This window comes from Cutibacterium sp., assembly GCF_030525615.1.
Classification (GTDB): Bacteria; Actinomycetota; Actinomycetes; order Propionibacteriales; family Propionibacteriaceae; genus Cutibacterium.
Window position 1 is genome coordinate 639941 of the sequence record NZ_JAUNEJ010000001.1, and the last position, 12832, is coordinate 652772.

General features: G+C 57.7%; 16 protein-coding genes. 2 read left to right on the forward strand and 14 right to left on the reverse strand.

Features of this window, described 5'->3' with window-relative positions:
• The first annotated feature begins 35 nt into the window (after positions 1-35).
• Positions 36-1439: a dihydrolipoyl dehydrogenase gene (lpdA, locus tag Q4B98_RS02955; protein WP_303195306.1), complete on the forward strand. Its 1404-nt coding sequence runs from the start codon at positions 36-38 to the stop codon at positions 1437-1439.
• Between the two features lie 184 nt (positions 1440-1623).
• On the opposite strand, the gene Q4B98_RS02960 is transcribed toward lpdA, so the two are convergent.
• Complete coding sequence (locus tag Q4B98_RS02960; protein ID WP_303195307.1) at positions 1624-2187, reverse strand: hypothetical protein; 564 nt, start codon at positions 2185-2187, stop codon at positions 1624-1626.
• Between the two features lie 128 nt (positions 2188-2315).
• Positions 2316-2462: a hypothetical protein gene (locus Q4B98_RS02965; protein WP_303195308.1), complete on the reverse strand. Its 147-nt coding sequence runs from the start codon at positions 2460-2462 to the stop codon at positions 2316-2318.
• Between the two features lie 18 nt (positions 2463-2480).
• On the opposite strand from Q4B98_RS02965, the gene Q4B98_RS02970 reads away from it, so the two are divergent.
• A complete protein-coding gene (locus tag Q4B98_RS02970; protein WP_303195309.1) occupies positions 2481-3131 on the forward strand; it encodes a cob(I)yrinic acid a,c-diamide adenosyltransferase in 651 nt (216 codons plus the stop codon).
• A 15-nt stretch (positions 3132-3146) separates the two neighbouring features.
• Here Q4B98_RS02970 and Q4B98_RS02975 read toward each other — a convergent pair whose 3' ends face one another.
• The 12 genes from Q4B98_RS02975 to Q4B98_RS03030 form a co-directional block, all read right to left on the reverse strand.
• Complete coding sequence (locus tag Q4B98_RS02975; protein WP_303195310.1) at positions 3147-3659, reverse strand: DUF2550 domain-containing protein; 513 nt, start codon at positions 3657-3659, stop codon at positions 3147-3149.
• A gap of 134 nt (positions 3660-3793) precedes the next feature.
• Positions 3794-4234: a F0F1 ATP synthase subunit epsilon gene (locus Q4B98_RS02980; RefSeq protein WP_303195311.1), complete on the reverse strand. Its 441-nt coding sequence runs from the start codon at positions 4232-4234 to the stop codon at positions 3794-3796.
• A gap of 5 nt (positions 4235-4239) precedes the next feature.
• Complete coding sequence (atpD, locus tag Q4B98_RS02985) at positions 4240-5694, reverse strand: F0F1 ATP synthase subunit beta (RefSeq protein ID WP_303195313.1); 1455 nt, start codon at positions 5692-5694, stop codon at positions 4240-4242.
• An 11-nt stretch (positions 5695-5705) separates the two neighbouring features.
• Positions 5706-6650, reverse strand: a complete 945-nt coding sequence (locus Q4B98_RS02990) for a F0F1 ATP synthase subunit gamma (RefSeq protein WP_303195315.1) — start codon at positions 6648-6650, stop codon at positions 5706-5708.
• Positions 6651-6653: 3 nt separating this feature from the next.
• On the reverse strand, positions 6654-8291 hold the full coding sequence (gene atpA, locus Q4B98_RS02995; RefSeq protein WP_303195317.1) for a F0F1 ATP synthase subunit alpha: 1638 nt from the start codon (positions 8289-8291) through the stop codon (positions 6654-6656).
• 53 nt (positions 8292-8344) lie between these two features.
• Positions 8345-9136, reverse strand: coding sequence for a F0F1 ATP synthase subunit delta (locus Q4B98_RS03000; protein WP_303195319.1), 792 nt, complete (start codon positions 9134-9136; stop codon positions 8345-8347).
• On the reverse strand, positions 9133-9687 hold the full coding sequence (locus Q4B98_RS03005) for a F0F1 ATP synthase subunit B (protein ID WP_303195320.1): 555 nt from the start codon (positions 9685-9687) through the stop codon (positions 9133-9135). The genes Q4B98_RS03000 and Q4B98_RS03005 overlap by 4 nt, the downstream gene beginning before the upstream one ends.
• Before the next feature lie 10 nt (positions 9688-9697).
• On the reverse strand, positions 9698-9919 hold the full coding sequence (gene atpE / locus Q4B98_RS03010; RefSeq protein WP_303195322.1) for an ATP synthase F0 subunit C: 222 nt from the start codon (positions 9917-9919) through the stop codon (positions 9698-9700).
• Positions 9920-10011: 92 nt separating this feature from the next.
• Positions 10012-10788, reverse strand: a complete 777-nt coding sequence (atpB, locus tag Q4B98_RS03015; RefSeq protein WP_303195323.1) for a F0F1 ATP synthase subunit A — start codon at positions 10786-10788, stop codon at positions 10012-10014.
• On the reverse strand, positions 10785-11078 hold the full coding sequence (locus Q4B98_RS03020) for a hypothetical protein (RefSeq protein WP_303195325.1): 294 nt from the start codon (positions 11076-11078) through the stop codon (positions 10785-10787). Before Q4B98_RS03020 ends, atpB begins: the two co-directional genes overlap by 4 nt.
• Positions 11075-11566: a cyanate permease gene (locus tag Q4B98_RS03025; RefSeq protein ID WP_303195327.1), complete on the reverse strand. Its 492-nt coding sequence runs from the start codon at positions 11564-11566 to the stop codon at positions 11075-11077. Before Q4B98_RS03025 ends, Q4B98_RS03020 begins: the two co-directional genes overlap by 4 nt.
• 156 nt (positions 11567-11722) lie before the next feature.
• Positions 11723-12826 (reverse strand): MraY family glycosyltransferase, encoded by a 1104-nt coding sequence (locus Q4B98_RS03030; RefSeq protein WP_303195328.1) that lies wholly within the window; start codon positions 12824-12826, stop codon positions 11723-11725.
• Positions 12827-12832: the final 6 nt, after the last annotated feature.

Here is a 12832-nt window from a genome sequence, read left to right on the forward strand (position 1 = left end):
CCTCACAGATCGGCCTTTCTACTACAGTGTTACCCATGAGCTCACATTTTGACGTTGTTGTCCTCGGAGCTGGCCCTGGTGGCTATGTCGCCGCTATTCGTGCCGCTCAGCTCGGCAAGAAGACCGCCATCATCGAGAAAGAGTATTGGGGCGGTGTCTGCCTCAATGTTGGCTGTATCCCGACCAAATCGCTTTTGCGCAACGCGGAACTTGCGCACATTGTCACCAAGGAGGCCAAGACCTTCGGAATTGGTGGTGACATCACCGTCGATTACGGCAAGGCCTTCAGCCGATCTCGCCAGGTGTCCGCCCGTATGGTCAAGGGGATTCACTTCCTCATGAAGAAGAACAAGGTCACCGAATTTAATGGCTGGGGGGAGTTCACCGGCCCCAAGGCCATCTCCGTCAAGGATTCTGACGGCGCCGTGACTGACGAGATCACTTTCGACAATGTCATCATCGCTGCTGGTTCGGTCGTGAAGACTCTGCCTGGAACCCAGCTGTCCGATCGTGTCGTCACCTACAAGGAACAGATCTTGTCGGAGACTGTCCCTGGCTCGATCGTTATCGCCGGGTCCGGTGCTATTGGTACCGAGTTCGCCTACGTGCTGGCCAACTACGGCTGCGACGTCACCATCGTCGAGTTCCTCGACCGTATGGTTCCCAACGAAGACAAAGATGTTTCGGCTGAGCTGGCTAAGGCATACAAGAAGCTCGGTATCAAGGTTCTGACGTCTACCAAGGTTGACTCCATCGACGACTCGGGCGACAAGGTCAAGGTCACTATCTCACCCGCGAAGGGCGGAGAATCCAAGGTGATCGAGGCCGATCGCGTCCTGCAAGCGGTCGGATTCGCCCCGCGCGTCGAGGGCTACGGATTGGAAAAGACCGGGGTCAAACTCACCGAGCGTGGCGCCATTGAGATTGACGACTTCATGCGCACTAACGTCGACGGCATTTACGCCATCGGTGACTGCACCGCCAAGCTCATGTTGGCTCACACTGCCGAGGCCCAGGGCGTAGTCGCCGCTGAGACCATCGCTGGAGCAGAGACCATGCCGATCAATTACGACATGATCCCGCGAGCCACGTACTGCCAGCCTCAAGTGGGGTCCTTCGGGTACACCGAGGATCAGGCCCGAGAAAAGGGCTACGACGTCAAGGTGTCCAAATTCCCATTTGCTGCCAACGGCAAGGCCTGGGGGCTGGGCGATGGCAGCGGCTTCGTCAAGATCGTTGCCGACGCTCGCCACGGCGAGCTCTTGGGTGCGTCCCTCGTTGGACACGATGTTTCCGAGCTGCTGCCTGAGCTAACTCTGGCTCAGCTGTGGGACATCACAGCTGAGGAGATCGGACGCAATATCCACGCGCACCCATCGCTGTCCGAAGCTCTTAAGGACGCTGCGGAGGGTGTCGAAGGACACATGATTAACTTCTGATTTCTAAGTCGGTTTTATGATAATTCGGCCTCGACCTGCGACAGGTCGAGGCCGGACCTTATGTGTTCGTCGGCGTGTTGTCTCGGTGCTTTTGAGGCAGTGTGTCGCAAGTGTGCATCCTCGCCCAACAGAAGCAAACCTGGCAGAAGCAAACTGGAATGCGTGTCCGATAAGATACATTATGTCATTTCGTGGGTCGGCGGCGCTTCCCTACGTGTGTCTTCGTACGCAGCACTCCCCATCCGAGGATGGCGAGCACAACACCCAGGATGATGCAGCCCACTCCGACCCAGATGGCAACGCTGCCTACCAGCCACCATGCGTAGGCGGTAAGAAGCATACCGCGCAGGGAATCGCCCATGAACAGTGTCTGACGAGCTGATTCGAGTTCCTTGCACTCATCGGTAGCTTTTGACGCCTCATCAGCTGAGCACTTCATGTACTCCCCCGAGACCTCTTCGTATGTCTTACCGTCAGCGGTCTGCTTCATGTGGTCGTAGATGTAATGATTCGCGAAGGCTTCCGCCAGCGGTCCGGTCGTCATGCGCTGACCGGAATACTCCTCGAGAGCGTCCTTCATCTCCGGAGTTGTCAACGCCTCTGCGGAGGGCATGGTGATCTTTTCTTGAGACAGCTGATCGCTGACGTAACCGTGGGCGAAGTTCCCACCAATCGTGGCACCAATACCAACGATGACGAGAACAATGGCAAATACTCTGCACAAGGTGCTATGGACGATACGAGTCATGATTCTCCTTAGACCACTGCATTCTCCTCAGGCCACCGTGCCATCGTGGCGGACGATCGACTGCCTGCAGGATGGTTGACATGGACAGCCATTGATTACCCAAAACCTACATCGAGACCAAGAAAACCTTATTTAATAACGATACAGATACCAACAACGATGACGTGTTTCCCGTACAGCAGAAATGCTGGCTTCACGTCCTCGAGCCACTTGCACTGCCAGCCGTGCTTCGGCAGCTTGCCCTGGTCCCACACCAGCCATCGTTTTGCGGGCATGAACCGTAAACTGGGACCATGGTCATTCTCTCGAAAATTTACACCCGTACCGGCGACCACGGTTCAACCCGGCTGGTCGACAACTCGGTAGCAGCCAAGTCAGATCTGCGCGTCGAAGCATACGGCCTCGTCGATCAGGCGAACGCCAATATCGGTCTGGCCCTCGCTCTGGACTCGACGACCCATGTCCTCATCGACGAGGTACGCGAGGCCCTCGGCATTGTCCAGAACGAACTCTTTGATGTCGGTGCTGATCTCGCCAACCCTCTTGTCGCGAATCCCAAGTGGGAACCGTTGCGTACGGTCCAGGAAAGCGTTGATCGTCTTGAGCAGTGGTGTGACGACTTCGGCGATGACCTTCCAACGATCAAGTCGTTCATCCTTCCGGGCGGAAACCCCGTTGGAGCTCAGCTGCACGTGTGCCGGACTGCTGTTCGTACTGCGGAACGAGCAGCGTGGAAGGCTGCCGATGCGTATGGAACTGACGTGTCGGATGATCCCGAGAAGACACCGGGAGGCGTCAACCAGCTGGCGATCACGTACCTCAATCGTCTGTCCGATCTGCTCTTCATCCTGTCACGGGCAGCAAACAAGGCTGGCCAAGATTCATCCGACGAGGTGCTGTGGCTTCCCGGTGGAGAACGCAACCCGAACGCCCATAAGGAATGATGAGACAAAGAATGATTAGACGAGGTGACCCACGGTGGCGTATTCGACGCCCCCCGGGGGTGCCGCTTCAAGCCAAGACATCAGCCCCATCACTACGCCAGGTTCAACAGCGATCTGGCACACCGAGGACTTGCCCTTGTGCCCAGTTTCAAGGGTGACGATCTCGTAGGCGTTGGCGGCGAGTGCTAGCGAGCTGTCGGTGTTGGGGGCATGGTGCTCGACCATGCAAAGTCCGCCACGCTTCAACACAATGGTGGGACCCGGACGGGGATCGATGACTCGATACCACTCGAAGGTCCCGTCGACGTATCGAGCAGTGCCGATCATCCATCCCCCGGGTTTTGACCCGCCCATGACCCGTAAACCGCATAAAAAAGCACCGCGCCTGCTAACGAGAACGCGGTGCCTGACAAATAGCCACATGATGTAGATGACGGCACAACACACGATGAGACCGATGACGACAGCGTCCATCTCCAACGTTGACAACATCGGTGTCATGCCGATGAATACGTTGGACGTGCGCATATGTCAACGCTAGCCACTGGATCATGAGTGGTCTACAAAGGATACCCTAAGTTTCGCAACCAGCAAGAATATCAACCCACGAACATGAAAACAGGGACCGCTACGAGTAGATCGTAGCGGCCCCTATCCTCTTGTCAGGCTTTCTTTGCGCCGGCGACCCGGGCAGCAGCAAGTTGTGCTTGAGCCAGGTGAAGGCGGTGAGTCAAATCCTGCATAACCAGGGAATCGTCCTCAGGGCGCTCGTCTGCGTTGATCTTTTTCCTGAGTTCCTCGAGGTCACGATGAGCCTGTTCGACGGAAATATCCTCGACATCCGTGGCGTACTGAGTGATGATCGACACGTGCCCGTCATTGTCCAGGGCCACGAAGCCACCGTCACAGGCGATGACCTTACGGGCGCCGTCAGGCGTGATGATCTGGGCCGCGCAGGGTGCGAGTGCCGCGAGGAAGGCCTCATGTCCGGGGAGCAAACCAATATCACCCTCGGTAGTCCGGACGATGATGTTAATCGACTCCCCCGTCCAGACCTCGGCGTCGGCGCAGACGACCTTGACTTGAAGCGGCTGGCGGTCCATGGGACTCAGCCCTCCTTCTTCATCTTGTCCCAGTTTTCCATCACCATGTCCATGTTGCCAACGTTGAAGAAGGCCTGCTCTGGAACGTGATCCACGTCACCACGGCAAATCATCTGGAAACCCTCGATGGTGTCAGCCATGGAAACGGTCGATCCGGGGACGCCGGTGAATTTCTCACCTGTGTAGGTGTTCTGGGACAGGAACTGCTGAATCCGGCGGGCGCGAGCAACGGTGACTTTGTCCTCCTCGCTCAGCTCATCGACGCCCAAGATGGCAATGATGTCCTGCAGTTCCTTGTTCCGCTGCAGAATCTGCTTGACCTGGGTGGCGGTGTCGTAGTGTTCCTGCCCCACGTACAGCGGGTCAAGGATACGAGAGGTCGACGTCAGCGGATCCACAGCTGGGTAGAGACCACGAGAGGCGATCTCACGAGACAACTCAGTGGTGGCGTCCAGGTGGGCGAAGGTCGTTGCCGGTGCCGGGTCGGTGTAATCGTCAGCGGGGACATAGACGGCCTGCATTGAGGTGATCGAGTGGCCACGAGTCGAGGTAATTCGCTCCTGCAGTTGACCCATCTCATCGGCTAGGTTGGGCTGGTATCCCACAGCCGACGGCATTCGGCCAAGCAGCGTCGATACCTCAGAACCTGCCTGTGAGAATCGGAAGATGTTGTCGATGAACAACAGCACGTCCTGATTCTGGACATCTCGGAAATACTCGGCCATTGTTAGACCAGTCAGAGCAATGCGAAGACGGGTACCCGGAGGCTCGTCCATCTGACCGAACACGAGGGCAGTATCTTTGAGAACTCCAGCCTCATCCATCTCGTTGATGAGGTCGTTCCCCTCACGAGTACGCTCACCGACACCGGCGAATACCGACGTACCGCCGAAGTTGTGGGCAATACGGTAAATCATCTCCTGAATCAGAACCGTCTTACCGACGCCGGCACCACCGAATAGGCCGATCTTGCCGCCCTTGACGTACGGCGTAAGAAGATCAAGGACCTTGATGCCCGTCTGCAGCATCTCGGTTTCTGGCTCCAGGTCCTCGAATGCAGGCGGATCGCGGTGAATCGGCCAACGCTCAGTAACCTCAATGGTTGACGGGTCAGCGTTGAGGACATCGCCGGTCACGTTCCACACGTGGCCCTTGGTGACATCGCCGACGGGCACGGTGATAGGGGCCCCGGTGTCACGGACCTCGGTACCACGGCGCAAGCCGTCAGTCGGCTTGAGGGAGATGGCACGCACGACGTTTTCGCCGATGTGTAGAGCAACCTCCAAAGTAATGGTGTGGGTCTCCCCCATCACCTCGGTGTCAACGTGAAGAGCGTTGAGAATCTCCGGCATCTGTCCGACCGGAAACTCGGCGTCGACGACGGGGCCGATGACGCGGACAACGCGGCCAACGCCGGCAACCTCATCCTTCGTCTCAGGGGAAATAGCTGTCGCAGTCATGGTGTTCTCTCTCACTCCTGTGGGGCGGACTCTGCAAGGGCAGCGGCGCCACCCACGATCTCGGTGATTTCCTGGGTAATAGCGGCCTGACGCGCTTGGTTGGCCTGCCGACTTAGCGACTGGATCAACTGCTCGGCATTGTCAGTGGCTGCCTTCATCGCCCGCTGTCGGCTTGCCAACTCCGAGGCAGCCGATTCCAGCAGGGCGTAATGGATTCGGTTGGCAACATACAAGGGCAACAACTGATCCAGAACGGTGACCGGATCTGGTTCGAACTTGTATTCGTGAAAGATCTCCTCATCGGCAGTGCCGACTCCAGGATCGCCAGCCTCGAGCTCCCCCTCTGGGGTAGTCTCCGGGTCTACGACAGCCAGCGGCAGTAGCCTCACGACCCTCGGCTTCTGTGTCAGCATTGAGTCGAAGTGGGTGTACACGATATGAATCTCGTCAACCCCACCCTCCTCAGTCGGGCGGAGGAACTGCTCGATCAACGTATCTGCAATCTCCCGGGCCTGCCTGTAGGTCGGTGAGTCGGAGAAACCACTCCACACGTGCTCGACCTTGCGACCACGGAACTCGAAGTACTGCACTCCTTTGCGACCACACAAGTAGGTGACGACCTCTTGTTCGGGTTGGAGAGCAGCGTGTAGCTGCTCCGCTGCCTTGATCGCGTTCGAAGAATACGCTCCTGCAAGGCCGCGATCGGAGGTGATTAACAGCACCGCAGAACGCTTCGGGTCCGGGTTCACAGAGGTGAGCGGATGGTCCTCATGGGTATGAGCGGCAACTGCCGAAAGCGCCCGGGTCAACTCCAGGGAATAAGGGCTAGCCGCCTTGACGGTGTTCTGTGCCTTGATAATTCGAGACGAGGCGATGAGCTCCATCGCGCGAGTGATCTTCTTCGTCGTCGCGACAGAGTTTCGCCTTTCCCGCAGTTCCCGCAGGTTTGAGGCCACGGCTCAGCCCTTCTTCGCGCGAACGATCTTGACCTGGTCAATATCCTCGTCAGTCATCGGATCGAACTCCTCACGGCCAACCAACATCTTACCGTCAGAGGTCTTGAATCCCTTCTTGACCTCCTCGAAGGCGGCCGCAGCTTCCTTCTGGGTATCGTCGTCGAACTTGCCGGTCTCACGAATCGTCGCCAGCACGTTCCCGTGGCTGCGCAAGTAATCGAGAACGTCACGCTCGAAGCGCAGCACATCCTCGACGGGAACGTCGTCGAACTTGCCGGTGGTTCCACCCCAGACACTGATGGTCTGCTCCTCCACCGGATATGGCGAGAATTGCCCCTGTTTCAGCAGCTCCATAAGTCGGGCACCGCGATCCAACTGACGGCGGGAGGTCTCGTCCAGGTCAGAGGCGAACATCGCGAAGGCCTCCATATCCCGGTACTGAGCCAGGGAAATCTTGAGCGTGCCGGACACCGACTTCATAGCCTTCACCTGGGCAGCCCCACCCACTCGAGACACCGAGATACCGACGTCAACGGCTGGACGCTGGTTGGCGTTGAACAGATCGGACTGCAAGAAGATCTGACCGTCAGTAATCGAGATGACGTTCGTCGGAATGAAGGCAGACACATCGTTTGCCTTGGTCTCGATGATCGGCAACCCGGTCATCGAACCGCCGCCCAGTTCGTCTGACAGCTTTGCGCAACGCTCCAATAGACGGGAGTGGAGGTAGAAGACGTCACCGGGGTAAGCCTCACGGCCCGGCGGACGACGCAGCAGCAGCGACATAGCTCGGTAGGCCTCGGCCTGCTTGGTGAGGTCATCAAACACGATGAGAACGTGCTTACCTTGGTACATCCAGTGCTGTCCGATGGCTGAACCGGCGTACGGAGCGATGTACTTAAATCCAGCAGGGTCAGATGCAGGGGCATGCACGATGGTGGTGTACTCCATCGCTCCGGCCTTTTCGAGAGCACCCTTAACCTCGGCGACCGTCGATCCTTTTTGGCCAATAGCGACGTAGATACAGCGAACCTGTTTCTTGGGATCACCCGATTCCCAGTTGTTTTTCTGGTTGATGATCGTGTCGATAGCAATGGCCGTTTTACCGGTCTTACGGTCACCAATGATGAGCTGACGCTGACCACGCCCGATCGGAATCATCGAGTCAATGGCTTTAAGCCCCGTCTGGAGCGGCTCACGGACCTCTTGACGATCCATGACGCCGGCAGCCTGAATCTCGAGCGCGCGACGACCTTCGATATTCTTGATTTCGCCAAGTCCGTCGACCGGGTTGCCCATCGCGTCAACCACGCGACCGAGGTAACCCTCACCGACCGGGACCGACAGCACTTCGCCAGTGCCTCGTACAGTCGATCCCTCATCAATTCCGTCGGAGTCGCCGAGCACGACCACGCCGATGTGCCGCTCTTCAAGGTTGAGGGCGATTCCCATCGTCCCGTTCTCAAAGCGCAGCAACTCATTGGCCATGGCCGAGGGAAGACCCTCAACCTGGGCGATACCGTCGCCGGAGGTGACGACGGTACCGACCTCCTCACGGGCCGCCGTCTCAGGCTCGTAGTTCTGGACAAAGCTGTCCAGGGCGTCACGGATTTCCTCCGGACGTATCGTCAGTTCCGCCATTGCGTCTCCTTGTAAGCTTCCCCGCCCCACACCCGAGGCGAAGGTCACGAATGTCAGCCCAGTTCTCGTCGGGCTTGGTCCAGACGGTGGGCCACCGTCGAATCGATGACCTCGTCGCCGAGGTCGATGAGCGCACCACCGAGCACCGCCGGGTCGACGATCTCGGACAGCTCGATCGGGTTACCGGTGATCCGTTCCAGTTGCTTCACCATCTCGGCACGCTGGATGTCAGTCAGTGCCCTGGCAGTCGTCACGATGACGCGCTTCCGTTTGGCTAATTCGGCGGCGATGTCCACATAACCGTCAATGACCTGTTCAAAGGTGCCACTGGATGACGCGACCGCGCGGCGAGCCAAGATGAGGGTGTCGTTGTCGACCTGGTCGCCAATCAAGGTCGACAGCAGCTGCTGACGGTCAGACAATCCCCGGTTGGAATCACCGATCGCTACCTGGAGTGATGATTGACCATGTACCAACCGACTGATGTGGAACAACTCATCGGCAACCGTCTCCAGACGATCTTCCTGTTGGGCTGCACGGAGCACAGCACGCACTCCCTGGCGCTCCAGAGCGCCCGTCAACGCTGCTGGTGACCGCCACTGACATCTGGTGGTCGCGTCGAGAAGCCCCTTGCAGTCAGTAGAGATCTTCGACGCGAAGATTGCGTCCACAAGTCCCTGACGAGCTTTCGCCTCAGAACTTGTGTCCGAGAGGGCTCGACGCAGACCGTGTTCCCGCTCCAGGAGGTCGACGACTGCGAAGACCTCACTAGCGAATTCAGCCGTTGCACTGAGTTGATCGCCAGCTTCGTCGAGCTGCCGTGACGCGCTCACCACTGTACTCATGCCCGATTCACCGTCCGAGAGTCAGAAGCCGACGGTTCCTCGGCCAACGACGAAAGGAAGCGGTCGACGGTGGCCTGGACGCGCTCATCATCCTGCAGGGACTCGCCCACAATCCGACCAGCAAGAGTCGTGGCCAAGCTGCCAATCTCAGAACGCAGTTCCCGAACCGCCTGGTCACGCTGCGCCTGAATCTGCGCATTGGCACGCTCGGTAATGCGATGAGCTTCTGCCTGTGCGTTGGCACGCATTTCGTCAACGATCTGCGCGCCTTGACTCTTTGCGTCCTCACGAATCTTGGCGGCCTCGTCCCGGGCGTTGGCCAGCTGAGCCTGGTATTTCTCCAGAGCGGCCTTAGCCTCTTTCTGGGCCTTTTCGGCCCTCTCGATCCCACCTTGAATCGTCTCGGTGCGTTCCTGATAGAGCTCCTCGAAACGGGGAACAACCGCCTTGGCTATCAGCCAGGTGAGAAGGAGCAGCAGGATAATGCCGACGATGATCTCGATGGAATGGTGTGGGACGAGCGGCCCCAAATCCACTTCGAGAATGTTCATACGGCCGGTCTCACTTGACGATGAAGGCGAGTACGAAGCCGAACAGCGCCAAAGCCTCAACCACAGCGAAGCCGATGAATGCTGTCGTCATCATAGCTGGACGAGCCTCAGGCTGACGAGCGGTGCCATTGATGACGGACGCAAAGATCCAAGCTACGCCGAGAGCCGGGCCGAGGGTGGCAAGGCCGTAGCCGATGGAGTTGAGCGAGCCACCGATGAGCATGGGAACCATGGTGTGTCCTTCCGAATTATGCCCCTGGTGGGGGCGTTGTCTTCGTCGCCGGTTGTTGTGACGACGAGGTCTGGGGGTGGTTTTTTGTACTGTCAGTGTCCGTCCGAGATCGAAGAAGCCACGTACTGTGCTGACAGCACGGTGAATACGTAGGCCTGTAGGAAGCCCACGAACAGCTCCAACGCGAATAGCGCGAAACTGAGAATCAGGGAAACGCCGCCGGCGACGTTGAACAACGGGTTGGATTCATAGGTGAGGAGGAATCCGCCGCCCACGACGAAAATCATGATAATGAGGTGGCCGGCGAACATATTGGCGAATAGTCGCAACGACAGAGTCAGTGGACGGGTAATGAAGTTCGACAGGAACTCCAACGGGATGATGAGCCACCACAAGTACCACGGAACACCGGGAGGCAGCATCGAATCCTTGAGATAACGAATTCCCTTGGTTTTGAAACCCGCAATGACGTAGACAAACCATGAGACGATGGCGAGGCCATACACATACCCGATGTGGGAGAAGGTCGGGAACATGAAGACGAAGAGTTCACCGAACCAGTTGTTGATGAGAATAAAGCTGAACAGCGCGACTAAGTACGGCAGCCACGGCTCGAATCCATGCCCAATAGTATCCCGCGCCAGCGTGTTACGAATGAAGTTGTAACAGTACTCCGCAAAGACCTGGCGTTTACCGGGAACAACTTTGAGACCTCTGCTCATCCATACCCAAAAGGCGATAACGACGAAAAAGGCGATGATGACCTGCCAGAACGGCTTGTCCATCCAAGCCACCCCGAAGGTCCCGTCGAACTCGAAGTCCTCAAGTCCTGGAGTCTGGAACTCCAGGGGAGACATGATCTCGTTCACTGACCCTCCCGGTCGTTGTTCTGCTCAGGCACGGATCCGTACCGTTTGACAATGAGGTAGACACTCGCCGCTAGACCAACAATCATGCCAACGGCGAAAATCCACATCTGATGGAAGTGACTAGACAAGAGCCACCCAATGCCGCCGTAAAAGAGCATCCCGGCCAAGACATAGCTCAAGACACCCCAAGCGTCATTGTTGGAAGACAGCCTGGAGCGACCTGTTCGCCTCGCTGGATTCATGCTCATATCCAGAGTGACTCTAGCAGTCGTAGGGCTGGTAGTGCTCATCGTCGACCTCCATCCGCCCCAGAAGTTTCGGCATGAGAGTAATTCTGCCCCTGAGGATCTTCATAAATACGTTGGGGACGTCGTCCAGCGACAACGATTCCGACGGTCCACGCGAGCGCGACGGCTGTGGCCGATGTTGCACACGGTATTGGTAGGAGACCGGTGCGGTAGGGCACCAAGATGGCGGCCAGCCCGCCGAGAACGGCGATCTGGACAATAAAGAATCCTACTGTCAGCGACACTGACCGAGTGCGATCCAGGAGGTGAACTTCGCGTCCGCACGCCAAGAAAGCGACCCCGATTGCCGTGCCAAACAGCCCGCTGAGAGCAGAAGCGGAATGAGGCGTGACGACAACCGTCGTCACAGCCGTCGTGGAAAGCCCACCCACAGCGGCCCAGACGAGACCGGCCCTGTAAATCGGTGCCAGTATTTTCGAGATCGAAGGTATAGGACTATTCGTGGCGTGAGCTCTGGCGAGATGCGTCATCTCGTCATCCCTCCCCGCAACGCTGTCTAGTGGATTCAGCGATCATCATTCAGGCTATCTCAACTCGGCAACGCTACGCTGTGGGTCGAGTAACTGACCTGCCCAAGTATGTCTTGGTGAGGAATGTAACACATCATGTGCCGCAGAGTCGAAATCTCAAGCCTTGACGACCGGATGGCGGGAATTAGCCATAGTCAGGAGCACGCACATGATGAGTCCAACGATGACGATGGTAACGGCCCACCACGTCCTCGCTAAACCAATGAAGACCGTACCGAAGGTCAGCACAGTGGTCCAGAGATACATCAGCAACACAGCTCGGACGTGGGAGTGCCCGTGCTGCAGCAGACGATGGTGAAGGTGTTGCTTGTCGGCAACGAAGAACCACGTTCCCCGCCAGGTCCGTCTGACATAACCCATCACCAGATCGAGAAGGGGAATCGCGAGCACCATGAGTGGGACGACGATTGGAAGGTAGGCGGGAACGAGTCCGCCGCCCTGAGCGGTTAACGCCGTGGAATCGATCTGCCCGGTAAGGGAAATCGTGGACGTGGCGAGTAGGAAACCCAGTAGCAATGACCCTGAATCCCCCATGAACATCTTCGCTGGGTGCCAGTTGTGAGGCAAGAATCCCATACATGCTCCAGCCGTAGTAGCTGTGATGAGGCTCGTCGTCGTCGCCACCACGAAGTCCTGCTCGTGGGCCAATAAATAGGTGTAGAAGAAAAAGGCGAGCGACCCGATGGCCACGACGCCAGAGGCCAAGCCGTCCAGACCGTCGATAAAGTTCACCGCATTGGCGCACAACACGATGAAGAACACCGTCACGAGGATCGAGGTTGGGGTCCCCAACGCGATGATCGAATTGGGAAGTGGGATCCAGAACATCCGGACACCACCCGTCACGACGATTCCGGCTGCCAGCACCTGCCCTGCTGCTTTAGCCAGAGCGGGTAGATCGAGAAGGTCGTCTAAAACACCGACAATGCAGATGACGGCTCCCGCCATGCAGATGGTCAAGGCGTCGTCAGCCACCAGAAGGTGACGCCCCAGGAAGGGCATATTTCGCGCCAACAGGCAGGACAGCGCCACTCCCCCAAGCATCGCCACCCCACCGAAATAGGGAACCGGTTTGGTATGGACGTCGCGTGAACGTACCTTGGCAACGGCTCCCCACCTCAAGGCAACCTGCCGACACAGACCCGACAACAAATATGTCGTCAGGCCTGATGTCAGCATTACCAGGATGTACTCGCGCATATCCGC

What these genes read in the sequence shown, in the direction of transcription:
- lpdA (WP_303195306.1), top strand. Translation starts at nt 36, where the DNA reads ATGAGCTCACATTTTGACGTTGTTGTCCTCGGAGCTGGCCCTGGTGGC.
- Q4B98_RS02960 (WP_303195307.1), bottom strand. Translation starts at nt 2,187, where the DNA reads ATGACTCGTATCGTCCATAGCACCTTGTGCAGAGTATTTGCCATTGTT.
- Q4B98_RS02965 (WP_303195308.1), bottom strand. Translation starts at nt 2,462, where the DNA reads ATGCCCGCAAAACGATGGCTGGTGTGGGACCAGGGCAAGCTGCCGAAG.
- Q4B98_RS02970 (WP_303195309.1), top strand. Translation starts at nt 2,481, where the DNA reads ATGGTCATTCTCTCGAAAATTTACACCCGTACCGGCGACCACGGTTCA.
- Q4B98_RS02975 (WP_303195310.1), bottom strand. Translation starts at nt 3,659, where the DNA reads ATGCGCACGTCCAACGTATTCATCGGCATGACACCGATGTTGTCAACG.
- Q4B98_RS02980 (WP_303195311.1), bottom strand. Translation starts at nt 4,234, where the DNA reads ATGGACCGCCAGCCGCTTCAAGTCAAGGTCGTCTGCGCCGACGCCGAG.
- atpD (WP_303195313.1), bottom strand. Translation starts at nt 5,694, where the DNA reads ATGACTGCGACAGCTATTTCCCCTGAGACGAAGGATGAGGTTGCCGGC.
- atpA (WP_303195317.1), bottom strand. Translation starts at nt 8,291, where the DNA reads ATGGCGGAACTGACGATACGTCCGGAGGAAATCCGTGACGCCCTGGAC.
- Q4B98_RS03000 (WP_303195319.1), bottom strand. Translation starts at nt 9,136, where the DNA reads ATGAGTACAGTGGTGAGCGCGTCACGGCAGCTCGACGAAGCTGGCGAT.
- Q4B98_RS03005 (WP_303195320.1), bottom strand. Translation starts at nt 9,687, where the DNA reads ATGAACATTCTCGAAGTGGATTTGGGGCCGCTCGTCCCACACCATTCC.
- atpE (WP_303195322.1), bottom strand. Translation starts at nt 9,919, where the DNA reads ATGGTTCCCATGCTCATCGGTGGCTCGCTCAACTCCATCGGCTACGGC.
- Q4B98_RS03020 (WP_303195325.1), bottom strand. Translation starts at nt 11,078, where the DNA reads ATGAGCACTACCAGCCCTACGACTGCTAGAGTCACTCTGGATATGAGC.
- Q4B98_RS03025 (WP_303195327.1), bottom strand. Translation starts at nt 11,566, where the DNA reads ATGACGCATCTCGCCAGAGCTCACGCCACGAATAGTCCTATACCTTCG.
- Q4B98_RS03030 (WP_303195328.1), bottom strand. Translation starts at nt 12,826, where the DNA reads ATGCGCGAGTACATCCTGGTAATGCTGACATCAGGCCTGACGACATAT.